The sequence below is a fragment of the Streptomyces sp. NBC_00259 genome (assembly GCF_036181745.1).
GTDB classification, from domain to species: domain Bacteria; phylum Actinomycetota; class Actinomycetes; order Streptomycetales; family Streptomycetaceae; genus Streptomyces; species Streptomyces pratisoli.
On sequence record NZ_CP108080.1, the window covers coordinates 6,576,133 to 6,597,794 of the forward strand.

22 protein-coding genes and 1 pseudogene are annotated in these 21,662 nt (G+C 68.3%); 15 read left to right on the forward strand and 8 right to left on the reverse strand.

Annotated elements, in window-relative coordinates; genetic code table 11:
* The first annotated feature begins 177 nt into the window (after nt 1-177).
* From OG766_RS29520 to OG766_RS29530, 3 genes are all read left to right on the forward strand, one after another.
* Complete coding sequence (locus OG766_RS29520; protein ID WP_266386973.1) at nt 178-564, forward strand: hypothetical protein; 387 nt, start codon at nt 178-180, stop codon at nt 562-564.
* 494 nt (nt 565-1,058) lie between these two features.
* The gene (locus tag OG766_RS29525) at nt 1,059-1,868 is read left to right on the forward strand and encodes an alpha/beta fold hydrolase (RefSeq protein WP_266386971.1); all 810 of its coding nucleotides are present in this window, start codon (nt 1,059-1,061) and stop codon (nt 1,866-1,868) included.
* A gap of 140 nt (nt 1,869-2,008) precedes the next feature.
* Nucleotides 2,009-2,356 (forward strand): STAS domain-containing protein, encoded by a 348-nt coding sequence (locus OG766_RS29530; RefSeq protein ID WP_266388740.1) that lies wholly within the window; start codon nt 2,009-2,011, stop codon nt 2,354-2,356.
* 35 nt (nt 2,357-2,391) lie between these two features.
* Here OG766_RS29530 and OG766_RS29535 read toward each other — a convergent pair whose 3' ends face one another.
* The gene (locus OG766_RS29535) at nt 2,392-3,966 is read right to left on the reverse strand and encodes an FMN-binding glutamate synthase family protein (RefSeq protein ID WP_443045624.1); all 1,575 of its coding nucleotides are present in this window, start codon (nt 3,964-3,966) and stop codon (nt 2,392-2,394) included.
* A gap of 150 nt (nt 3,967-4,116) precedes the next feature.
* Complete coding sequence (locus tag OG766_RS29540) at nt 4,117-5,937, reverse strand: thiamine pyrophosphate-requiring protein (RefSeq protein ID WP_328726590.1); 1,821 nt, start codon at nt 5,935-5,937, stop codon at nt 4,117-4,119.
* Nucleotides 5,938-6,254: 317 nt separating this feature from the next.
* Here OG766_RS29540 and OG766_RS29545 point away from each other — a divergent pair, with 317 nt between their 5' ends.
* Entirely contained in the window at nt 6,255-6,704 is a 450-nt protein-coding gene (locus tag OG766_RS29545; protein WP_266386963.1) for an SsgA family sporulation/cell division regulator, read from the forward strand.
* Between the two features lie 68 nt (nt 6,705-6,772).
* On the opposite strand, the gene OG766_RS29550 is transcribed toward OG766_RS29545, so the two are convergent.
* Nucleotides 6,773-7,573: a VOC family protein gene (locus OG766_RS29550; protein WP_266386960.1), complete on the reverse strand. Its 801-nt coding sequence runs from the start codon at nt 7,571-7,573 to the stop codon at nt 6,773-6,775.
* 136 nt (nt 7,574-7,709) lie between these two features.
* On the opposite strand from OG766_RS29550, the gene OG766_RS29555 reads away from it, so the two are divergent.
* Nucleotides 7,710-7,862 carry a hypothetical protein gene (locus OG766_RS29555; RefSeq protein ID WP_266386957.1) on the forward strand — a complete coding sequence of 51 codons (153 nt, stop codon included), beginning with the start codon at nt 7,710-7,712 and terminating at the stop codon, nt 7,860-7,862.
* 167 nt (nt 7,863-8,029) lie between these two features.
* Here the strand turns inward: OG766_RS29555 and OG766_RS29560 are convergent, their stop codons facing one another.
* On the reverse strand, nt 8,030-8,398 hold the full coding sequence (locus tag OG766_RS29560) for a PRC-barrel domain-containing protein (protein ID WP_266386955.1): 369 nt from the start codon (nt 8,396-8,398) through the stop codon (nt 8,030-8,032).
* Nucleotides 8,399-8,823: 425 nt separating this feature from the next.
* Here OG766_RS29560 and OG766_RS29565 point away from each other — a divergent pair, with 425 nt between their 5' ends.
* The 5 genes from OG766_RS29565 (at nt 8,824) to OG766_RS29585 (ending at nt 13,508) form a co-directional block, all read left to right on the forward strand.
* Nucleotides 8,824-9,714: an SDR family oxidoreductase gene (locus OG766_RS29565; RefSeq protein ID WP_266386953.1), complete on the forward strand. Its 891-nt coding sequence runs from the start codon at nt 8,824-8,826 to the stop codon at nt 9,712-9,714.
* A 957-nt stretch (nt 9,715-10,671) separates the two neighbouring features.
* A complete protein-coding gene (locus OG766_RS29570) occupies nt 10,672-10,875 on the forward strand; it encodes a cold-shock protein (RefSeq protein ID WP_003973099.1) in 204 nt (67 codons plus the stop codon).
* Nucleotides 10,876-11,204: 329 nt separating this feature from the next.
* Nucleotides 11,205-12,698, forward strand: coding sequence for a DEAD/DEAH box helicase (locus tag OG766_RS29575; protein WP_266386951.1), 1,494 nt, complete (start codon nt 11,205-11,207; stop codon nt 12,696-12,698).
* Nucleotides 12,699-12,744: 46 nt separating this feature from the next.
* Nucleotides 12,745-13,149, forward strand: a complete 405-nt coding sequence (locus OG766_RS29580; protein WP_266386948.1) for a CBS domain-containing protein — start codon at nt 12,745-12,747, stop codon at nt 13,147-13,149.
* A 50-nt stretch (nt 13,150-13,199) separates the two neighbouring features.
* A complete protein-coding gene (locus OG766_RS29585) occupies nt 13,200-13,508 on the forward strand; it encodes an SCO5918 family protein (protein WP_266386945.1) in 309 nt (102 codons plus the stop codon).
* 105 nt (nt 13,509-13,613) lie between these two features.
* Here OG766_RS29585 and OG766_RS29590 read toward each other — a convergent pair whose 3' ends face one another.
* The gene (locus tag OG766_RS29590) at nt 13,614-13,970 is read right to left on the reverse strand and encodes a hypothetical protein (protein ID WP_328726591.1); all 357 of its coding nucleotides are present in this window, start codon (nt 13,968-13,970) and stop codon (nt 13,614-13,616) included.
* Between the two features lie 879 nt (nt 13,971-14,849).
* On the opposite strand from OG766_RS29590, the gene OG766_RS29600 reads away from it, so the two are divergent.
* Nucleotides 14,850-15,188, forward strand: a complete 339-nt coding sequence (locus OG766_RS29600; protein ID WP_266386940.1) for a MerR family transcriptional regulator — start codon at nt 14,850-14,852, stop codon at nt 15,186-15,188.
* Nucleotides 15,189-15,431: 243 nt separating this feature from the next.
* Complete coding sequence (locus tag OG766_RS29605; RefSeq protein WP_030052720.1) at nt 15,432-15,635, forward strand: cold-shock protein; 204 nt, start codon at nt 15,432-15,434, stop codon at nt 15,633-15,635.
* A 489-nt stretch (nt 15,636-16,124) separates the two neighbouring features.
* Here the strand turns inward: OG766_RS29605 and OG766_RS29610 are convergent, their stop codons facing one another.
* A complete protein-coding gene (locus OG766_RS29610; protein ID WP_266386937.1) occupies nt 16,125-16,412 on the reverse strand; it encodes a hypothetical protein in 288 nt (95 codons plus the stop codon).
* Nucleotides 16,413-16,777: 365 nt separating this feature from the next.
* On the opposite strand from OG766_RS29610, the gene trhA reads away from it, so the two are divergent.
* Nucleotides 16,778-17,563 carry a PAQR family membrane homeostasis protein TrhA gene (gene trhA / locus OG766_RS29615; RefSeq protein WP_423247206.1) on the forward strand — a complete coding sequence of 262 codons (786 nt, stop codon included), beginning with the start codon at nt 16,778-16,780 and terminating at the stop codon, nt 17,561-17,563.
* Nucleotides 17,564-17,690: 127 nt separating this feature from the next.
* Here the strand turns inward: trhA and OG766_RS29620 are convergent, their stop codons facing one another.
* Nucleotides 17,691-18,929: a PP2C family protein-serine/threonine phosphatase gene (locus tag OG766_RS29620; RefSeq protein WP_328726593.1), complete on the reverse strand. Its 1,239-nt coding sequence runs from the start codon at nt 18,927-18,929 to the stop codon at nt 17,691-17,693.
* Nucleotides 18,930-19,092: 163 nt separating this feature from the next.
* Nucleotides 19,093-19,467: a hypothetical protein gene (locus OG766_RS29625; protein ID WP_328726594.1), complete on the reverse strand. Its 375-nt coding sequence runs from the start codon at nt 19,465-19,467 to the stop codon at nt 19,093-19,095.
* A 95-nt stretch (nt 19,468-19,562) separates the two neighbouring features.
* Here OG766_RS29625 and OG766_RS29630 point away from each other — a divergent pair.
* A pseudogene (locus OG766_RS29630) lies at nt 19,563-20,621 on the forward strand (hemolysin family protein); the annotation flags it as partial.
* Nucleotides 20,618-21,637 (forward strand): hemolysin family protein, encoded by a 1,020-nt coding sequence (locus tag OG766_RS29635; RefSeq protein ID WP_266386877.1) that lies wholly within the window; start codon nt 20,618-20,620, stop codon nt 21,635-21,637. The pseudogene OG766_RS29630 and the gene OG766_RS29635, both read left to right, overlap by 4 nt.
* Nucleotides 21,638-21,662 lie beyond the last annotated feature (25 nt).

A 21,662-nucleotide genomic window follows, 5' to 3' on the forward strand; every position in this document is an offset into this window, starting at 1 on the left:
TCGCCCCACTGGCCTCGAGAGAGGCAAGCCCGGACCCCGCTTTCCCAGGCTGTGAGCCTCCCGGAAGTGCTTTCCGAACCGTTTGCGGGCTGATATGACCGCTCCGGCCGCCGGTGGGAGAATTTCGGTATCACCGCAGAACGTATGCAGATACCCCGAAAGCAGGCAGGTGAGGTCATGCCCAAGCAGCCGAAATCGTCCCGGCCCTCGGAGGGCGAGGGGCCGAGCAGGCACAAGGGCGCTCAGCACGGCTGGTCGTCGGACGTGGACGAAACTCGTCAACAGGAGAACCCGAGCGCCCACCGCTCCTTCCACCCGGATGAATACGCCCCTCCGAAGGGCAGCGGCAGGAAGGTCTCCAAGGAGGAGTCGGAATCCGTCCCGGGTGACACCGTCGAGAGCACCGGCCGCCGCGGGGAACAGCAGGGCAAGGGCTCTGGCGAAAAGGGCATGCACGACAAGGGCCGCAGAGGTCGCTCACAACGTCCCAGCGGATCCAAGGACGCCTCCGCATCGACTGGGGTGGACCCCCAGGACCCGCCCGGCAAACGAAGCGCCGGCTAGGTTGCCGCAACGGCACCCGAGGCGTCCTGGAGCCGACCGGCACCGGAATGCCGGCGGCGACTGACGCGCCGCAGTCCGATGAAAAGCAGGACCAAACCGAGCGCGATCGGCCCTCCGACAACAATGCCGTAGAGGACGAGCGTCCCGGCGAGCCTGTGACGTCGTCGCCGAGGAATGAGAATTTGCCGGAAAGCCCGTGAGAGTACTTTGACAAGACGCCAGCCACGCCGGGGGTGACGAAAGATCCACACAACGAGTCCGGGGATGAGCGTCATGACGCACTCCTTAGATCCGCTTCGCCCCCCCGGGGAATCGTGCTGTCCGGCAAACGGCGTCACGGACCGCGCCTTCCCTCGAGTCCGGCTGCTAATCCCGTTTGTGCGAGGTCCACGGCCGGCAATGCCGCCGCCACGTCACGCGTTCATCAGCCGCAGAGGGCTGGACGAGCCGGGAACCGGGGTGGGGCCGGAAATCCGTCTGCGAGTCTGTGTCGTATGAATGTGCGGAGCAGAAATCACGTGACGGTGACCGGCCGGTCCGGCGGTCCGGTGGTGATGCTGGCGCACGGATTCGGGTGCGACCAGAACATGTGGCGGCTGGTTGTTCCGACGCTGGAGCGTGACTTCACCGTCGTGCTTTTCGACCATGTGGGGGCGGGACGTTCCGACCTGTCGGCCTGGAGCAAGCATCGATATTCCACTCTCGAGGGCTATGCCGAGGATGTGCTGGAGATCTGCTACGAGCTGGCTCTCGGGCCGGTGACGTTCGTGGGGCACTCGGTGAGCGCCACGATGGGCGTCCTCGCAGCCGCGCGAGATCCCGAGGCTTTCTCCGGCCTGGTCCTGCTCGCGCCGTCACCATGCTTCATCGACGATCCGGAGGCCGGCTACCGGGGCGGGTTCAGTGCCGAGGACATCGACGAACTCCTGGAGTCACTGGATGCGAACTACCTGGGCTGGTCGGGCGCCATGGCCCCGGTGATCATGGGCAATCCCGACCGTCCGGAACTGGGAGAGGAGCTGACCAACAGCTTCTGCCGCACCGACCCGGACATCGCCCGTGCCTTCGCACGGGTGACGTTTCTGACCGACAATCGCGAAGACCTCGCCGAAGTCACCGTCCCCACCCTGGTCGCGCAGTGCTCCCGTGACGCGATAGCGCCCCCAGAGGTCGGAGCCTTCGTGCAGTCCAGGATTCCCGGCAGCCGGCTGGTCACGCTCGACGCGACCGGGCACTGCCCCCAGCTTGCCGCACCAGAAGAAGCGGCTGCCGCGATCACCGCCTTCGTCGAAGCCATCCGATGATGTGCGAGACCAGCGACGACGCGAGGGACGAGGAGTCCTCCGGCCGGCTGCCCAAGGATCACCAGGCGGACTTCTCGGCCCTGCTCGAGGACAGCGTGGAAGACCTGTACGAGCACGCGCCGTGCGGCTACCTCTCCACACTGCTGAACGGCCAGATCGCGAAGATCAACACGACTTTGCTGCAACTGGCGGGAGAGCTGGACCACCACAGCGCCCCCGACGTACGCGCGCTCCTGCTCGGCCTCGGACTCCACCCGGGCCAGCAACTCGTCATCGACCTCGCCGGGCTCACCTTCTGCGACTCGAGCGGCATCACCGTCCTGATCGCCGCACGCAACCACGCCCTGCAAGCCGAAGCGGACATCGCCCTCGCAGCCGTACCCGACCACGTCAGCCGGATCTTCCGCACCGTGGGACTGGAGCGGGTCTTCACCATCCACCCCGACGCCCGGGCAGCCGAAGCGGCCTGGACACCGCCGGCCTCCTGAGCGGGCTCGGGCGTTCACCAGGGGAATCCTCCCGTTCACACGGTGAACCTGTCGGGGTCGGCGGCCTGCCAGTCCGCCGCCCATGACCCGGGCGGTTCGGTCAGCAGCTGATGGGGAGCCAGCCACTCGTAGAGCTCCGCGTAAGAACGCTCGGTGTACGGGTCGACGCGCCGGTGGAGCACGTGGGGACGCAACTGTGCGGGGTCGGTGATCCCCATGGACGTCATGATCTCCATCGCGCCGGCGACGGTCGCCTTCTGGAAGCGCTGGACGCGGGCCGTCTTGTCGTCGATGTCGAGGGCACGGGCACGCCGTGGGTCCTGGGTGGCCACACCGCTGGGGCAGGTGTTGGTGTGGCATCGCTGCGCCTGGATGCAGCCCAGTGCGAACATCATCGCCCGCGCGGAGTTGCCGTAGTCGGCGCCTTGAACCAGACGCTTGACCAGGTCGGTACCCGTGGCGATCTTGCCGCTGGCGCCGATCCTGATCCGGTCGCGCGAGCCGGTGCCGACGAGCGCGTTGTGCACGGTGAGCAGTCCTTCGGTGAGCGGCGTGCCGACGTGGTCGGCGAACTCCAGCGGGGCCGCGCCGGTGCCGCCTTCGGCTCCGTCCACGATGATGAAGTCGGGGGCCGTGCCCTCGTCCAGCATCGCCTTGCACACGGCGAGGAACTGCCGGCGTGAGCCCACGCACAGTTTGAAGCCCGCCGGCTTGCCACCGGACAACTCCCGCATCCGGGCGACGAAGCGCACGAGCTGGCGCGGAGTGGAGTACACACGGTGGTACGGGGGCGAGATCACCGTCTCTCCGCGGCGCACCTCCCGGACCCGGGCTATCTCGGCATTGACCTTCGTTCCCGGCAGGACCCCGCCGATGCCGGGCTTGGCACCCTGGGAGATCTTCAGTGACACGCACTTCACATGGTCGTACGCGGCTTTGTCGGCGAACTCCCCGGCGTCGAACTCTCCCTGCGGGGTCCGGCAGCCGAAGTAGCCGGTGCCGATCTCCCAGACGAGGTCCCCGCCCGGCCGCAGGTGGTACTCCGACAGACCGCCCTCTCCGGTGTCATGGGCGAAATGCCCTGACGCGGCACCGCCGTTGAGCGCGAGGACGGCGTTCGACGAGAGCGAGCCGAAGCTCATGGCCGACACGTTCAGCAGAGCCATGTCATAAGGCCGGCTGCAGTCAGGGCCGCCGATCCGCACGCGCGGCGGCGACGTGGGCACCGAGCAGGGCGCCATGGACGGAATCAGGAACTCGTAGCCCGGACGGTCGACGTCTCGTTCGGTTCCGTAGGGCTGCTCGGCATCGGTGCCCTTGGCGCGCTCGTAGACGATGCTGCGCACATCCCGATCGAAGGGACGGCCGTCGAGGTTGCGTTCGATGAAGTACTGCTGCAGTTCGGGGCGGATCCGCTCCAGGAGGTAGCGGGCGTGTCCGACGACCGGATAGTTCCGCAGCACCGAGTGCCGACGCTGCAGCAGGTCCCAGGTGCCCAGCAGGGTGAGCGGGACGGCGGCGAACCACCACCGCGGTGAAGCCCACGCCGCTGCGGTGGTTGCTGCCAGTGATGTGGCCCATGCGAGTATCACCAGTCCGATGCGTGTCACCTCTCGCTGGTTGCCGGGCAGCCCTTCTTCCATGTCCCGCCGTGCTCCCAAGAGTCCGTCAAGGTTCCCCGACCGAGCGCCGTCGACGGCGTGAACCGCGCCGCTGCCTGCGCCGGCAGCAGCGCGGCGACGGGGGAGTGTCCGTGCTCATCAGTCGGCTTCTGTTCCCGGCCGGTCGTGGCGGTGTCGTCGGCCGGGGAGCATGTCCTGCACCTTGGCTTTGAAGCCTTGCTTGATCATGGCGGCCCGGTCGCTGTCGCCTTTGAGGATCGACGCGGCTGCCGCCTCGATCTGGTCGAGGGTGGCGTGGGGTGGGATCGGCGGGACCGCGGGGTCGGTGCGGAAGTCGATGACGAAGGGACACGTGGCGGCCAGGGCCTGCTCCCATGCCTCCCCGACCTGTTCGGGCTTGTCCACCCGGACGCCCTGGAGCCCGAGACGCTCGGCGATCTCCGCGTAGGGGAGGTCGGGGATGTGCTGGGACTCCTCGAACCGGGGGGCACCGGACATGGCCCGCATCTCCCAGGTGACCTGGTTGAGATCGCCGTTGTTGAGCACGGCCACGACCAGGCGGGGATCCTCCCACTGCCGGAAGTACTTGGCGGCCGTGACCATCTCCATCATGCCGTTCATCTGCATCGCCCCGTCGCCGACCAGGGCGATGGCCGGCCGGTCGGGGTGGGCGAACTTCGCGCCGATGGCGTACGGCACACCGGGGCCCATGGTGGCCAGTGTCCCGGACAGGGAGCCGCGCATGTCTCCGCGCAGGCGCAGGTGGCGTGCGTACCAGTTGGCGGACGAACCCGAGTCGGCCGTGATGATCGCGTCCATCGGCAGTCGCTCGTCGAGCGCGTGGAACACGTACTCGGGGTTGATGGGGTCGGCGTCCACGGCGGCGCGCCGTTGCATGACGTCCCACCAGCGGGCGACGTCCGTCTCCACCTTGTCCCGCCACGTCCGGTCCCCTTTGCGCTCCAGTTGCGTCAGGAGGCGCTTCAGCGTCTCGCGTGCGTCCCCTACGAGGTTCACCTCGAACGGGTAGCGCAGCCCGATCATGTGCGGGTCGATGTCGATCTGTACCGCTCGTGCCTGACCGAACTCCGGCAGGAACTGTGAGTAGGGGAAACTGGAGCCGATCACCAGCAGGGTGTCGCAGTTCCGCATGAGTTCGTAGGAGGGACGTGTGCCGAGCAGGCCGATGGCGCCGGTGACGTAGGGAAGATCGTCCGGCAGAACGTCCTTGCCCAGGAGTGCCTTTGCGACACCGGCACCCAGGACGTCGGCGAGCTGTTCGACTTCCGCCCGTGCTCCGCGCGCGCCCTGGCCGATGAGGATCGCGACCTTTTCCCCGTCGTTGAGGATCTGCGCGGCCCGCTGGACGTCTTCGTCGGTGGGCACGGGTGCGTAGTGGCCCATTCCCATGCTGGAGGGCACCATCTTGAAGCTGTGGGTCGGGGGAGAGTAGTCCAGCTCCTGCACGTCGGCGGGGACGATGACGGCCGTGACCGTACGCCGGGCATACGCGGTGCGCATCGCGCGGTCGATGACGTTCGGCAGTTGCTCCGGAACGGTCACCATCTCGCAGAAGTCCGACGCCACGTCCTTGTACAGGGCGAGCAGGTCGACCTCCTGCTGATAGGAGCCTCCCATGGCGCTGCGGTTGGTCTGCCCGACGATGGCGACGACGGGCACGTGGTCGAGCTTCGCGTCGTACAGGCCGTTCAGCAGGTGGATGGCGCCGGGACCCGAGGTGGCGGCGCACACCCCGACCCTGCCTGAGAACTTGGCGTAGCCGACCGCCTGGAAGGCCGACATCTCTTCGTGGCGTGACTGGATGAACTCCGGTCGGTTGTCGGCGCGGCCCCAGGCGGCGAGAAGGCCGTTGATGCCATCGCCCGCGTAGGCGAAGACATGCTCGACGTCCCATTCACGCAGCCGCTGAAGGATGTGGTCGGAGACCTTCTGAGACATGAGCAGGAGTCCTTTCTCGGGATGGTGCACGGGCGGGGTCGCTGCCTGCCCGGCGAGCCGGAAAGCACCGGCGCGGCTGTGGCGAGCCAGCCCCCGCCGGCCGCGTTTCCGGTGGCGGACAGGTGCCCTTCACGCGATGTTCGTGGGCTTTGTCGATACGGGCCGCCTTCCCCGCTTTGCTTCGCCCATGGCTGCGTGCTGCGGGCGTGACCGCTGGTTCTCGGGGACGGGGTGTTACCCGGCGGCTACGGGGGCAGACGGGTGGCACGTCAGCAGCCGTGACAGGCGGCGCTACTGCTTGAGGAGGCGGGGAGGCCATGAACCAGGAGAACCAGGAGAAACCTCGAGGCGAGGCGAAGGAAGCCATCTGGTGGACCCAAGCCACGCACATCCGAGCCGACATGCTTCTTCCTGTCTCGACCTCCTTCCACTACACCGTCTCGGACCCGTACGCGGTGCGCATCACGTTCCATCCGGTCCCCGACCGGGGCCCCGGCATCTCCTGGTACGTGGAGCGGGACCTCCTCGCACGTGGCACGCGGACCCGGGCCGGAGACGGCGATGTGCAGGTACGGCCGGCACCGGGCGCGGCCGGCCCCTCCCACACACTGCTGCAGATCGGTCCTGCCACGGAGCACGCCCTCATACGCATCGACACCCCGCCGCTGCTGGATTGGCTCACCCTGACCCACTCCCTCGTTCCTCCGGGCACCGAAGACACCCGTCTGAACTGGAAGCCCTTCGAGAGGCTGCTCGCCGATACCTGAACGTGCCGGAGGCGTCCCGGACGCCGCCGGCGCGCCCCTTCGCCGAGTGGCGCGCTGATGGGCGCCGACTATTTGTTGGTACGGGTGGTGACGGTGAAGAGTCCGCCGTCGGGGTCGCGCAACGTGACCTGTTCGGCCGAGCCCATCGCCCCGGCCGTTTGCGATGTGACTGCCTGCGATGCGATTGCGCCGCCGAGCTTGATGGCTTGCTCGACGGCGTAGTCGATGTCGGGGACGTAGAAGTGCACGTGCCAGCGCGGCCGGATCTGGGGATCGGGAGCCGCCTCGGTGGCGCCGCCCGTAAGCCGTGCGACGGCGTCTTCGTTCTGACGCAGGACCACGGAGCCGTTCTCGTAGGACACCTGGCAGGAGCCGGGACGTTCGGTGGCCCAGTCGAGGACCTCGGCGTAGAAGATGGCCGCTTCGAAGGCATCTCTGGTGCGCAGTTCCAACCAGGCAGGTGACTTGTCCCGGCCGACGCCCCAGCCGCGGATGACCTTGCCCTGCCAGAGGCCGAACACCGCGCCGTCCCGGTCCGCGGCCAGGGCGGCTCGGCCGGTCCCGAACCTCAGGGGGCCGACCGCGACCGTCGCGCTGCGCTCCTGGATTCGCGCCACGGTGGCGTCGGCGTCGTCCACGGCGAAGTACGGGGTCCACGCGACGGCCACCGCCAGGCTGCCGGCGAGGGCGCCGATGCCGGCGACGGGGGCTCCATCGAGGAAGGCGACGGAGAAATCCTTCCCGAGCCGGGTGGGACGGAACTCCCAGCCGAAGACGCCGCCGTAGAAGTCCTCAGCGGCAGCCAGATCGCGGGCTATGAGACTGACCCAGCACGGAGCACCGAATACCGCATGACTTGGTATCGACATGACTCGCCAATCCGTGATCGGCCCCCTAGGCCTTTCCACGATACGCCCATATGGCCAATGCGGTGACAAGTCGTGCACGTGCGATCACATGGCGCCACCAAGGGGGTGCGGCCGCGCCCTTGATTCGGCGGCAGAGGTGAGCCCCGTTCTGGGCAGGGCGTACAGCCCGCGAGACATCGTCGGGTTCATGCGGCGGGCGGGGCTCGACCCTGACACGATCGATCTTGCCGACGCGGCCTTCGTGGCGTGGCGCGGAGGCGGCCTCGGCGTGTGGGCCGCCTCCGACTGACACTGCGGCATTGACGCAGGCCATGGGCCCTGGCTGCTCGGCCACCTCGGATTCGGACGCTCCCGGGTGGCCGAGCAGGCAAGGTTCACTTGTCCGAGCTTTGGCTCCGGCGCCGTGGGGCCAGGCCAACGCTACTCAAGCAATCGTCGACGGCCGGAGTGGGTCGGTCAGATGAGGCGGCCTCCGAAGGGGGCGGCGGTGCCGTAGTAGGTGCCCAGTTCCTCGCGGTAGCCCGCGTCGCCGAGGTGCTTGTCGCGGTGGAACTCGGGGGCGTCCTTGATCTGTTCCTTGGTGCGGTCGACGTAGATCTTGTGCTCCTCCAGGTCGACGAGGGTGACGGTGCTCGCCGGGAGCAGCACTTCCTTGCCGAAGATCCATACGCCCGTGTCCACCACCAGGTAGGCGTCACCGACCTCGTCGGAGTGCTTGTCGACCTTGCCGATGCTGCCATCGGCCGCCTCGACCGTGTAGCCGGTGAGGTCGGCACCGGCCAGGTGACCGGCGGTCGACTTGTAGCTCCACACATGCTCAGTCACGCGAAGACAGCTCCTTCGGTGAATAGGGCGCAGCGGGGAATCCCGGCGCCCTTTCTTTTCCGTATACCGTTCCGTATACCGTGCGGCGGTTTCCCCCTTCCGCCTGAACGACCGCGTACCCTCTACCCGGTTCTTCATTCACCGGGGGATATGGGCGGCCGGGATAACCGTCGATCGGTAGAGGCAGCCGATTCCGTACCCGCGGCACGAGCGACCATTCGCTCTTTGGGGCGGGCGAAGAAGCCCCGAGCCCGTGCCCGCCAGGCCGCCAACGCCGGTTTGGCGTCGGCTCGGGCGGGCAGTCGCCGCAGTGCCCAGGGGTGCGAGCACCACCGACGGGCGCAGACGCCGCCGACGCAGACAGGCCAGGGAGCTGTCACGCCTCGTGGCATCCCCAGCCGCCGACCACTTCGGGAGGACGTGCCATGACAGCGAAGAACCACGACGCACGCGACCCTGTCACGGCCCACCCCCGGCCGGACTTCCCGGACCAGGACCAGCCGCACCCCGGCTGGACCGGGCCCATGGACCCGCCACCGGATCACGGCGAGACCTCGTACGAGGGCCGCGGGCTTCTCGCCGGGCGGGCCGCGGTCATCACCGGTGGCGATTCCGGCATCGGCAGAGCCGTGGCTCTCGCTTATGCGCGCGAGGGCGCCGACGTCCTCTTCACGCACCTGCCGGAGGAAGAGGACGAGGCCCGTGAGACGTCTCGGCTCGTCGAGGAGGCGGGCCGCAAGGCGGTGGCCGTGTGCTGCGACATCCGCGAGGAGGAGCAGTGCCGGGCTCTGGTCGGCCGTGCCGTCGAAGAGTTCGGGCGCATCGACATCCTCGTCAACAACGCGGCCTATCAGATGTCCCAGCCGGACGGCATCGCCGCGATCTCGACCGAGCAGTTCGACCGTGTGATGAAGACCAACCTGTACGGGATGTTCTGGCTGTCGAAGATGGCGCTGCCGCACATCCCGAAAGGCGGGAGCATCATCAACTCCACGTCCGTGCAGGCGTACAAGCCGAGCCCGCACCTGCTGGACTACGCCACGACCAAAGGCGCCATCGTCACCTTCACCCAGGGTCTGGCACAGATGGTCGTCCAGGACGGGGTACGGGTCAACGCCGTCGCCCCCGGGCCGGTGTGGACGCCGCTGATCCCCGCGACCATGCCCGACACGGTCGAGTTCGGCAAACAGTCCCCGCTCGGCCGCCCCGCCCAGCCGGCCGAGATGGCCCCGGCGTACGTCTTCCTCGCATCCGAGCAGGCGAGCTTCATCACCGCCGCGATCATCAACGCCACCGGAGGCACTCCGCTGCCCTGATGCCGGTCGCGAGTACACGTCGGAGAACGCGTACCCGGACCCTCGAGGGCCGGCGGTGCCGGACTCTCGTCGCGCGAGGGGCGAGATCCGCTAGGTTCGCCCCGGCCACGTGAGATTCGGTGATGCATGAGAGGGTCGGGCGGGTGAGCGAGACACCACCGAACACCCTGCAATACCGCGTTGACGGGCCAGAAGACGCCCCGGTCCTGATCCTGGCTCCCTCACTGGGCACCACATGGCACAGGTTGTAGATCGCGTCTTGTGCGGTCCAGGTGGTCCACGCGAGGCGTATACGCGCAGGTCAAGGTCTTGTGGTCCGGGAGCGTCGACCCTGTTCGTGAGACGTGAGTGAGAGCGCCGGTGATGGGGCAAAGCCCCGCCGGGATGGCCTGGCGAATCCTCTGTGCGCGGTGGGTTACGACGGCGCGCAGCGTCCAGGGTTGGCTGTTGAGCGCGCGACCGGCTTGGGCCGGTACCTGGCCCAGTGGCTCGTCGCCCGGGAGGTGAGTTCGTGGACGTTCACGCTTCCGACACAGACGGGATTCGGTAGCTGTCCAAAGGCGGGGTCGCAAGCACGATGATCTTGCGGACGGCCGTGTAGGTGATTTCCGCCCCGGCGGCCCGGGGTGCGGCTGACGACACCGCTCTTTCCGAAACATCGCACCCGAGTGAAGCAATATCTGTTCCCGCGAGGTGAGAGTTTGACGGATCGTGCAGGAAGAGTTTTTGCTGCAATGGGCGGAGCGGAATTATGTAACGTGCGCAGGCCGTTCCAGCGTGCTACTGTCGATCTCAGTTGCAGTTGTGGTTCCCAAAACTTCAAGTGCCCCCGACCCGGCTTCTGCCGGTCGGGAGCACTTTTGTGAATCCGGTCATTTCCGGGCGGGGTAATCATCGCGGCGACACGGTGTCCGTACGGTGCGGATTCCGATGTACTGCCCCCAAAGGAGATATGACATGGCTGCTGGTACCGTGAAGTGGTTCAACGCGGAAAAGGGCTTCGGCTTCATCGAGCAGGACGGTGGCGGCGCGGACGTGTTCGCCCACTACTCGAACATTGCCGCGCAGGGCTTCCGTGAGCTGCTCGAAGGTCAGAAGGTCAACTTCGACATCGCGCAGGGCCAGAAGGGCCCGACGGCCGAGAACATCGTTCCGGCCTGACGCTCACGCACAATCTGTAGCTGGGGCCCGCATCCTTCGGGGTGCGGGCCCCAGCTGCACGCATCTCCCGCAGCGGTTTCACCCGCATGACGACGCGGAGGAATCCGCAGTCCAACCACGAGCAGCTGCTCCTCCAGGATGCAGGCGCATCCGCAGCCGACGCTCGGATCTCAAATCCCCATCGCGTGACTAATTGCAGCATCTGCGCTCGCGGAGATTTCTGCCGGCCACATCTGCTTTCTTTTGCCGCCGGTCCATACTCGTAATTCTCCATGCTGCTCATCGGTGCGGGAATTCCTTGATATGTGCCACATCGAGGAAGGTTCCGCATGAACCACACATACACGAACGACCGCCCCGCCCGCGCCCGTAATGGCAGTGCCGACGCCGGAAGGGGTGGCACCCGCTTCGGCTCGCAGGCACCACGCCGTTCGGGCGGGCCGGCCCGCTCCGGCGGTTACGGCCCCCGGCCCGCCGCGGTGCAGGGTGAGTTCGCGCTCCCCAAAACGATCACCCCCGCGCTGCCCGCCGTTGAGGGCTTCGCCGATCTCGCCATGCCTGAACAACTGCTGACCGAACTCGGCAAGCAGGGGGTGACCGCACCGTTCCCGATCCAGGGGGCGACGCTGCCGAACTCCCTGGCGGGACGGCACGTCCTGGGCCGCGGGCGCACCGGTTCCGGCAAGACCCTCGCGTTCGGCCTCGCCCTGCTCGCCCGCACCGCTGGACAGCGTGCTGAGCCCCGCCAGCCGCTGGGATTGATCCTCGTACCGACGCGTGAGCTGGCGCAGCAGGTGACCGACGCACTCACCCCCTACGCCCGTTCCGTCAAGCTGCGGCTGGCCACGGTGGTGGGCGGGATGTCGATCGGCAAGCAGGCCGGCGCGCTGCGAGGCGGGGCCGAGGTGGTCGTCGCGACGCCCGGACGGCTCAAGGACCTCATCGACCGTGGCGAGTGCCGACTGAACCAGGTCGCGATCACCGTCCTGGACGAGGCCGACCAGATGGCCGACATGGGCTTCATGCCGCAGGTCACCGCGCTGCTCGACCAGGTGCGTCCGGAGGGGCAGCGGATGCTGTTCTCCGCCACCCTGGACCGTAACGTCGACCTGCTGGTGCGCCGGTATCTGACCGACCCCGTCGTGCATTCGGTCGACCCGTCGGCCGGTGCGGTCACGACGATGGAGCACCACGTCCTGCACGTCCACGGCGCCGACAAGCACGCCGCCACGACCGAGATCGCCGCCCGCGACGGCCGCGTGATCATGTTCCTGGACACCAAGCACGCCGTCGACCGGCTGACGCAGGACCTGCTGAACAGCGGGGTACGGGCCGCCGCCCTGCACGGCGGGAAGTCGCAGCCGCAGCGCACCCGCACGCTGGCGCAGTTCAAGACGGGGCACGTCACCGTGCTGGTGGCGACCAATGTCGCGGCGCGCGGCATCCACGTCGACAACCTCGACCTCGTCGTCAACGTCGATCCGCCGACCGACCACAAGGACTACCTCCACCGCGGCGGCCGTACCGCCCGCGCAGGCGAGTCCGGCAGCGTCGTCACGCTCGTCACACCGAACCAGCGCCGCAGCATGGTCCGCCTCATGTCGGACGCCGGAATCCGGCCGCAGACCACCCAGATCCGCTCGGGCGGCGAGGCCCTGAGCCGGATCACCGGTGCCCAGGCCCCGTCCGGCATCCCGGTCGTCATCACCGCACCGGTGGTCGAACGCCCAAAGCGCAACGCCTCCTCCCGAGGCCGACGCCGCCCCTCTTCGGCGACCCGGCGCGCCCCGGTACGCAAGTCCGTCTTCGACGCGGCGGCCTAGAACCTTCGTGATCAGGAAGCTGACCCATCTCTGCAGGAGGCACCTTTTGACACTGGTTCAGATGCAGCCCCGCCCGGTGGACGTCAACCCCGTTCACAGGACGGCGGTGGAGGTCATGGACGCGGCCGGACCGCAGGTCTGTGACGACATGAGCGTGGAGGTGGCGCTGGCCGTCATGGCCGCCGCCCGCACGGGCCGACTGGTCGTTTGCGACCAGGACGACCAGTGCACCGGCCTGGTCACCCGGAGCGAACTCACCGTCGTCCGCAACAGCTCCGTTTACACGGACCGCGTCCGTCTGCGCGACATCCTCGGCGACCACGGATCGTTCACCTCACCCGTGACCACGATGGCCGAAGCCGAGCAAGCGATGCGCTCCCGCCGGCTCGGTGCCCTGCGGGTCGTCGACGAGCAAGGCAGCGACCCGGGCATCCTCGCCCTCCGTCGCTGAAACGACTCACCCCTGGTCGGACCGTTCTCCCCTTCTCTCTGTGAGGCCACATGCGCTGCGTCATCGCCCGCTTCCCCTTCGAGCTCACCAAGGGTGGCGTGCTGGAATCGATGAAGGGCATCAAGCCCGAACCGGTCACCGGCGAATCCGTGACCATCGGCCGCCGTCACTACCCCGTCAAGCAGGTCGGCCAGGTCATCACCCGCCAGGACCGCCGTGACTTCAGCGCCGCCGAAGTCCTCCGGGCCATGACTCAGCTCGGCTTCACCTGCCGCGCCGTCCCCAAGGCCGCGCCCCTGGGCATTCTCAGCCCGATGCAGCACGCCTCCGCGATGCTCGGCACCCCCGTCACGGTCTGACCGTGTAAACAGGCACGAGCCGACACCTGACCAGCAGTGTGGGCCCGACCGGTACGCCGGTCGGGCCCACACTGCTGTTCAGCGGGTTTTTGTCGCAGTGATTGTTCAGCGGTCGGAATAGCTGAAGTCGCCCACGGTCCAAGCGCTGACGTTTTCGATCGCGACACGGTACATCCCGCCTGTCTCCGGGATCCCCACCGTGCCCTGCAGGATCCGGGCGACATGGAAGTGCAGATGCGTAGGCGGCCCGTTCGTCGCGGGGGTGACGAAGACGGCGGCGAACTCGCCCAGGCGGTCCGAGTCCGTCAGTACCTCCGAGACCCTCTGTCGCCACACTGCTTCGGGAGCCAGCCGACCGGTGATGACAGCACCACCGGTGACCACGGTCAGGGACATCTGGGTGCTCTGGCCGGACTCCACCAGGGCGGCGACGTCAACCAGTAGTTCGTCAGGCTTCGACACGAGGCAGATTATATTCACCGGCCATCGGGCTGCTTGAGCGGTGGCGCTACCGGGCAAGAAGGGCGCTCACGGTCTTGCCGCCGGAGGCCCGGCGGGTGACCGCGGTGGCGCGGGCGAGGCGGTTGACCATCCGCGCGGAAATCTATGCCAGCCGGAGTAGACATTGGGTGGTGGTGTGGTTATGGTTTCTCTCGTAGCCCAGAGAGACACCAGGGCTCGGCAGAGATGAACTGCCGGGCAGGAGTACCCGCAGTTGCAGTTCGCGGGACGGTGCGGTGGTGGAGTTTCGAAGCCAGGGTTGTTGCAGGACGGCGACGGGACTGACGACCGGACCGGGTGGCCCGTAGTGATCAGGGGCCGCCATGAGCAGTACCGCAGTGGCAGTACCTGTAAGTGCAGTTCGCAGTACCCAGCAGTGAAGTGAGTGAGCAGTACCTCGGTGAAGGCGTCGGCTGCAGGCGCGCGCACCGGGAAGTTCGGCAGTGGGGTTCTAAGCCAGAGCAGATGCAGGACGGGCGACGGGGCCGGCTGTCGAAGAGTGGCGCTGTCGCAGGCCACTGATCGGTTCGCATCACCAGCAGTACCGCAGTACGCAGTCCCCGTTGGTAAGTAGTTGATCAAGAGGGAAGAACGGAGGAGCCGAGCGCCATCAGGATCGCCCGGGCGGAAGTCTGAGTCCGGGTACCGCAGGACATCGATAGTGAGGTGGTCTCCGGTCAAGCAACCGCGATCCCCGCACCCCCGGCAACTTCCAGGTCGGGTCAGCGGACACAGAAGGCCGGCGCGGTATCAGGGCCGGCAGATGGTGTAGTAGTTCCTTCGGGGCCCTGGTGCCAGTACGGCGCCAGGGCCCCTCCACGCGTTCCACAGAGAGGTGCAATGACAGCAGACGACTCGTTCGGCCGTCTCGATGATGACGACTACCCCGCCTACACCATGGGCCGGGCCGCCGAGATGCTCGGCACCACCCAGGGCTTCCTCCGCGCCATCGGCGAAGCCCGCCTGATCACCCCGCTCCGCTCCGCGGGTGGCCACCGCCGCTACTCCCGCTACCAGCTGCGCATCGCGGCCCGAGCGCGCGAGCTCGTCGACCAGGGCACCCCCATCGAGGCCGCCTGCCGCATCATCATCCTCGAAGACCAGCTCGAGGAAGCCCAGCGCATCAACACCGAATACCGCCGCGCCGCCGAATCAGCGAATCCAACGACAACGGCATGAGATGAGCGTGCCCGTCAGCGTCGGCGGGCACCGCACGCGCGGTCTCGGTGCGCGGTGTGATCATTTCCTATGGTGACGCGGCGTGTGGGCGTGTAGCGTCTGCGTCAGCTGTCGTGGTTCGGAATTCCCTCTTACCCACGCCTTTGGTGTGGGCGTTTTGCTGTGCTGTGCCGCAGGGACCAGGGCGATCACCTCCGTCTGCCACATGGAGTGGCAGGTGTTCATCGACTGGAAGGCATGACCATGGCTACGGGAACTGTGAAGTGGTTCAACGCGGAGAAGGGCTTCGGTTTCATCGCCCAGGACGGCGGCGGCCCGGATGTCTTCGCGCACTACTCCGCGATCAACTCCACAGGCTTTCGTGAGCTCCAGGAGGGCCAGGCCGTGACGTTCGACGTCACCCAGGGCCAGAAGGGCCCGCAGGCCGAGAACATCAACCTGGCCTGAGCTCGCAGACCTGCCCGAGGGATCGCGCACGCCGCGTCCGGTGGCCGCCGCCCGTGCGGGCCCTGCCGCCCACCTGGACGAAGGCGCCTGCTCTCGTGCCGGGACGGCACCGGAACAGGGGTCGCGCAGCCATTGCTGCGCGGCCCCTGATCTGTGGAGGCCCGGGGCCGGTGCGACTTCGGCCCGGAACTTCCTGACCTCAGCCGCTGCAAGTGTCGTCGGGCACGGGAGCCGCATGTCCTGCGCGGCCGCCGTGCAGCTTGGAGGAGCCGACGTTCAGACGCTCGTCCAGGCGTCGAGGAAGGCTTTCCGTCCAGCCTGACGTGTCGCGGGAGAACCACATGGCCGTTGACACAGCCGGATCGTCCGACCTGCGGTCTGCGTGCAGGACGCGCCGGGCGGTGAGCTCGAGATCTCGGAGCCACAGTTCCCCGATGACCTGTGTCTTGAGGTCGGGCAGATGGTCGGACTCGACGAGGGCCTGACCGATCACCCCCCGGCTGCGACGCGCTGGGGAGGGGTCATCTCATCGACGGCCGAGAGGACCTGCCGGGCCAGGGCGGTTCCCTCTCCTGCCAGCGAACGCAGCACCAGAGCCTTGATGTTGACGGGCAGCAGGTACGCGGTGCCCGACGACCTCCACAGGTCCGACCAAAAGCGTTCTCCCGCCTTGGTGGGGGCAGGCAGCGCGGCCAGCAGCCCGAGGACACGGCCGGTGGCCGCATAGCCGTCGCAGTGGGCAGCTGCGACGACTGCGATGCCGGCGACGCCCGCCACATCGAGCCGGCCGGCCCCGAGAGCGGAGCCAGGTCCAGTTGGTGTTCCAACTGGCCTGCGAGGGCGCTGGATACGTGGGGGCGGACCTCAGGAAGCATCGGCGAACCTTGTGCGTAGGCGAGCGGAGATGCCCGTTCGGAAGCCCTGATCGTTCCCATGACCAGCCGCTCTATTCGGCTTCGGCAGGCCCAATCGGCGGCAGTGTCAACGGGGCTGGAGTTCACACGGTGGCGAACCGGCCCGGGCCCGGCGACGTGGCCCTGGGGTTCTGGACCGGCTTCCCGTCATGCTGTCGGGGTGAGGTTTCCTAGCATGACCGCATGGTTGCCAGTGACGCCCAGGAGCCCGGAGGAGGACGAGAAGCTGTGTCCCGCGACGCCGCTGAAGTCGAATGTGGTCACGTCGCGTCAGCGCGTGGAGAGCGCCGTGCAGACGGGCTACCCGACGAATCACCGGGCGACCATGCGGGGGAGGGGGCTCACTCGGTTGCTGCTCTGGTGGAGCGGGTGGCCGACCTGGCCGAACCGATCAAGCCGAGGTTGCGTGGCTGGCTCCACGCCGGAATGGTCCCCGCCGCACTGATCGCAGGCATCGTGCTCATCTGCCTGGCCCGCACCCCGCAGGCGGCCCTGGCCTGCGCCGTGTACTCGGTCACCGCCTGGCTGCTGTTCGCGACGAGCGCCATCTACCACCGCGGTACTTGGGGGCCGCTCGGCGAGGCTCTTCTGCGACGTCTCGACCATGCCAACATCTTCCTGATCATCGCCGGCACCTGCACCCCCCTGGCCGTGGTCCTCCTCCCGCCGGGCCAGCGGTCCGTGCTGCTGTGGATCGTGTGGGCGGGCGCGTTGGCCGGCATCGCGTTCCGGGTCCTGTGGGTCGCAGCTCCGCGCTGGCTGTACACCCCGTGCTACCTGGCCCTGGGGTGGGCACCCGTGCGCTATCTGCCCGACTTCCTGCACACCGGCGGAGCGGCCGTACTCACCTTGGTGGTGACCGGTGGTCTCCTCTACAGCGCGGGCGCGGTCGTCTACGCCCTGCAGCGTCCCGACCCCTCACCGCGTTGGTTCGGCTTTCACGAGGTGTTCCACGCCCTGACCGTGGCAGCCTTCACCGCGCACTACATCGCCATCTCCCTGGCCGTTTACTGACCGTACGTTCTGGCTCGCGCCGCTCGCCGAATGGCCGCCGAGGTATCGCGCCATTCGCGCAAGCCGTCCGCCCCGCCGCTTTGCCCGCCCAAGGGCCGCCGAGCGGGGCATCGGAGCAGTCCTCGAGTCATCGCCCGGGAGTGGCCCGTTTCGTCCGCGAGGGGGCGGAGGCGTCGGCGAGGTCGGCGCCGGTGTCGGCGTCCCGCCGGGAGTGGCCGACGCCGTGCCAGTCCAGGCACATGACGGTCGCGTCGTCCTGCAGGTGACCGTGGTTGGCGTCAAGGACCGCCGCGATGAGGGTGCGGGCGGCCTCACGGGGATGCAGCGCGCGGGTGCGGACGATCCGGTCCGACAGATCAAGACTGTGGGCGTTGCGCTCCAGCATGCCGTCGGTCAGCATCACCAGCCGGTCACCCGGCCGCAGTTCCAGCGACTGGACCCGGTAGCCGTGAGGGGCATGAAAGCCGAACGGCGCATCGATCTTCGGAGTGATCTCCCGCACCTGTCCGTCGCGCATCAGCAGCGGCCAGGGGTGCCCGGCGTTGATGAACTCGGTCTTGCCGTCGATCAGGCTGATACGCAGGAGCTGGCCGGTGACGAAGCCATGGCGGCCGTGCTCGCGCACAGCCTGGTCGGCCTGGCGGCCCTGTTCGGCGAGGTCGGCACCGGCCCGCCGTGCCCGGCGCAGAGCGCCCACCAGGAGAGTGGCCAGCAGTGCGGCGTCGACATCGTGCCCCATGGCGTCGGTGACGGAGAGCTGGACCGTGTCCCGGTCGACCACGTAGTCGAAGGTGTCGCCCCCGACGTGGTCGGCCGGCTCCAGCGCCCCGGCCACCGCGAACTGCGCCGCCTCACACGCCAGCGACGCCGGGAGCAGCCGGTGCTGGATCTCCGCGGCCAGGCTCAGCGGAGTGGTGCGGCGGCCCCACTGGTACACGTCGGTGAAGGACCGGTTCGCGATGACGATGTACGCCAGGGCGTGCGCGGTCTCGCTGACCTCTTGCATCACCTCCGCGTCCGGTGCCACGGGCAAGAACAGTTCCAGGAGCCCGATGGCGTCCCCACGGTTGGTCACCGGGGCGACGAGCCGCACCAGACCGCCGTCGCCCATGTCCTCCACGCTCGGCCGCTGGGTGCGGATCACGTCGTCGTAGAGGGTTCCCCGCAACATGATGCGCCGGGCGGGTTCATCGGTCTCGACGCTGCCCGCCGCCCCCAGCCGTACGACCGAGCCGCCGGTGAAGTCGGTGATCAGGAACGATACCGACGCGGCCCCGAGGTGCTCCTTGAGCATTCGGGCGACCACGTCAAGGGACTCCACCGGCGCCGCGGCCTCCGCCGCCGCCAGCGCCCCCGCCAGAGTCATCGCCCTGCCCCGGCCACCCCTGCTGTCGGGAAGACGAGCGGTCGGCCTGCCTTCTTCGCCAGGCCCGCATACGGTCACGGTGACTCCTCGCTCTTTTACTGGCCGCCGGTGCTCAGGGCCCCTGCCGAGTGGGCGAGGGGGCGGCGCCCGGGCCCGGTGCCGGTCAGATGTCATTGCACCACAGAGCCCCTGAACGGTCGCCAACCTCCGCCCCGGACTCGGCGGCCGTACGCCCTTGGCCGTGCGACACCCCAATGACCTTTCCCGCCGCCAAAGCCCTGGAGACCCGGCGCACCGAGGCGTACAACGGCTTCCTCGAACTCATCGACCGCGCCAAGGACAGCGGCCACCTGCGCGAGGACTTCGCCAGCCAGGACCTCGTCGTCCTGCTCATGGCCAACGTCGCGCCAAGGACAGCGGCCACCTGCGCGAGGACTTCGCCAGCCAGGACCTCGTCGTCCTGCTCATGGCCAACGCCGGCGTCGTCAACGCCACCGGCGACGCCGCCCCCGACACCTGGCGCCGCCTCGTCGCCCACATGCTCCGCTCCTACGCCACCCCCGACACCCCGCTGCCCGACGCACCCCCGCCGACCGCCCTGTATCGCGCGATGGTCCGCCTCAGTCGACCCGGCTGTCCGACGGCACGGTCTCGGCCATCTCGGTCACCCTTGCCTTCGTGCTGGCCACGGTGCTGCAGATGGTCCTGGGCGAGCTGGCCCCGAAGAACCTGGCGCTGGCCGTACCGGAGCGGCTCGCCAAGTCCCTCGCATCTTCCACCCTCATCTACTTGAAGATCGTCGGCCCGGTGGTGCACGTCTTCGACGGCGCCGCGAACAAGCTGCTGCGCAAGGTCGGCATCGAACCGGTCGAGGAGCTCCACCACGGCGCCACCCTCGAGGAACTCAGCCACCTGATCGGCGAATCCCACGAGCAGGGGCAGCTGCCCGCCGACACCGCCGAGCTCCTCGACCACGCCCTGCAGTTCTCCGAGCGCACGCTCGACGAGGTGATGGTGCCGCGCGCTGACGCCGTGTTCGTCCGCAAGGAGGCGACCCTCACCGAAGCGGTCGAGCTGATCGCGAAGCACGGTCACTCCAACTACCCTGTCTTCGGCGACCATCCGGACGACATCACCGGTGTGCTCGGCGTCCGGGACCTGACTTGGCTGCCGGCTGCCGACTTCGAGCGCGCCACCGCGGGCGAGACGGCCCGCCGCCCCCTGCTGCTGCCCGACACGCTGCCGCTGCCCCAGGCGGTGGCACAGATGCGTGAGCGGGACGACGAGTTCGCCGTCGTCCTGGACGAGCACGGCGGCCTCGCCGGAATCGTCACGTACGAAGACATCGCCGAGGAGCTGGTCGGCGACATCGCGGACGAGACCGACACCGTCATCCATCTCGCGGTCGCCGACGGGGACGGCTGGCTGGTGGACGCCGGCCGCCGCCTCGACGAGATCGAGGACGCCACCGGCATCGCCCTCCCCGAAGAGGACGACTACGACACCGTGGCCGGCCTGATCATCGACCGCCTCGGACGGTTCCCGGCCATCGGGGACCGCCTCACCGTGGACCTGCCCAACAACGGCTGGGCGGACATCGAGGTCCTCAGCCTCGACCGCCACGTCCCCGAGCGCGTACGCATCGAACGCCTCACCACCAAGCAGGACCAGGTCCAGGAGCCGCAGGCATGAGTTTCCCGATGGCACTCTTCGTCACCGTCCTGCTGCTGATCGGCAGCGGCTTCTTCGTCGCCGCCGAATTCGCCCTGGTCGCCGCCAAACGGCACCGCATGGAGAAGGCCGCCGCCGAGGGACAGCGCGGCGCCAAGGCCGCACTCGCCGGAATGCGCGAACTGTCCCTGATGCTCGCCGGCGCCCAGCTCGGCATCACCATCTGCACCCTGGGCCTGGGCTCGATCTCCAAGCCCGCCATCTCCCACCAGGTCGACCCCCTCCTGGAGAAGCTGGGCCTGCCCGCCGGACTCAGCTACGGAATCGCCTTCACCCTGGCCATGATCATCGTGGTCTTCCTGCACATGGTGCTCGGTGAAATGGCGCCCAAGTCCTGGGCCATCGCCCACCCGGAACGCTCCGCGATGCTCCTCGCCCCGCCCTTCCGCGCCCTCGTCAAGACCGTACGGCCGCTGATCTGGCTCCTCAACAAGGTCAGCAACGCGCTGGTACGCCTGTGCCGCGTACAGCCGCGCGACGAGCTGACCGCCGTACACAACCGCGAGCAGCTGACTCACCTGGTCGAGGAATCCGAGCGCCTCGGCCTGATCAACACCACCGACTCCGACCTGATCACCCGCTCCCTCACCGAACCCCAGACCCCGGTCGCCGACCTCCAGATCCCGGCACAGGACATCGTGAGCGTCCCCGCCGACGCGGACCCCGAGGCGATCCTCGCCCAAGCTGCCGCGGCCGACCGCTCCCGCCTCCTCGTCCGTGACGGCGAGCAGGTCCTCGGCTCGGTCCACGCCCGCGACGCTCTGGTCGCCCGCGCCCGCGGCCGCGTCCTGACCGCCCGCGACCTCGCTCGCCCCGTACCTGACCTGGCATCAGGCGACACGGTCTCGCACGCGGTCGAACAGCTCCGCCAGCGCCGCGCCTCACTCGCCGTCGTGCGCGACAGCAGCGGCAGGGTCACCGGCCTGGTCAGCCTCGACGACCTCATCGTCCGGCTCATGGGGCCGCAGACGGTGTGACCCCGGTAGAGCACCCTGATCTCGA

Bases quoted from the DNA above. Each gene is read 5' to 3' on its own strand.
- OG766_RS29520 (WP_266386973.1), top strand. From the start codon at position 178: ATGCCCAAGCAGCCGAAATCGTCCCGGCCCTCGGAGGGCGAGGGGCCG.
- OG766_RS29525 (WP_266386971.1), top strand. From the start codon at position 1,059: ATGAATGTGCGGAGCAGAAATCACGTGACGGTGACCGGCCGGTCCGGC.
- OG766_RS29540 (WP_328726590.1), bottom strand. From the start codon at position 5,937: ATGTCTCAGAAGGTCTCCGACCACATCCTTCAGCGGCTGCGTGAATGG.
- OG766_RS29545 (WP_266386963.1), top strand. From the start codon at position 6,255: ATGAACCAGGAGAACCAGGAGAAACCTCGAGGCGAGGCGAAGGAAGCC.
- OG766_RS29550 (WP_266386960.1), bottom strand. From the start codon at position 7,573: ATGTCGATACCAAGTCATGCGGTATTCGGTGCTCCGTGCTGGGTCAGT.
- OG766_RS29565 (WP_266386953.1), top strand. From the start codon at position 8,824: ATGACAGCGAAGAACCACGACGCACGCGACCCTGTCACGGCCCACCCC.
- OG766_RS29570 (WP_003973099.1), top strand. From the start codon at position 10,672: ATGGCTGCTGGTACCGTGAAGTGGTTCAACGCGGAAAAGGGCTTCGGC.
- OG766_RS29575 (WP_266386951.1), top strand. From the start codon at position 11,205: ATGAACCACACATACACGAACGACCGCCCCGCCCGCGCCCGTAATGGC.
- OG766_RS29585 (WP_266386945.1), top strand. From the start codon at position 13,200: ATGCGCTGCGTCATCGCCCGCTTCCCCTTCGAGCTCACCAAGGGTGGC.
- OG766_RS29600 (WP_266386940.1), top strand. From the start codon at position 14,850: ATGACAGCAGACGACTCGTTCGGCCGTCTCGATGATGACGACTACCCC.
- OG766_RS29605 (WP_030052720.1), top strand. From the start codon at position 15,432: ATGGCTACGGGAACTGTGAAGTGGTTCAACGCGGAGAAGGGCTTCGGT.
- OG766_RS29620 (WP_328726593.1), bottom strand. From the start codon at position 18,929: ATGACTCTGGCGGGGGCGCTGGCGGCGGCGGAGGCCGCGGCGCCGGTG.
- OG766_RS29635 (WP_266386877.1), top strand. From the start codon at position 20,618: ATGAGTTTCCCGATGGCACTCTTCGTCACCGTCCTGCTGCTGATCGGC.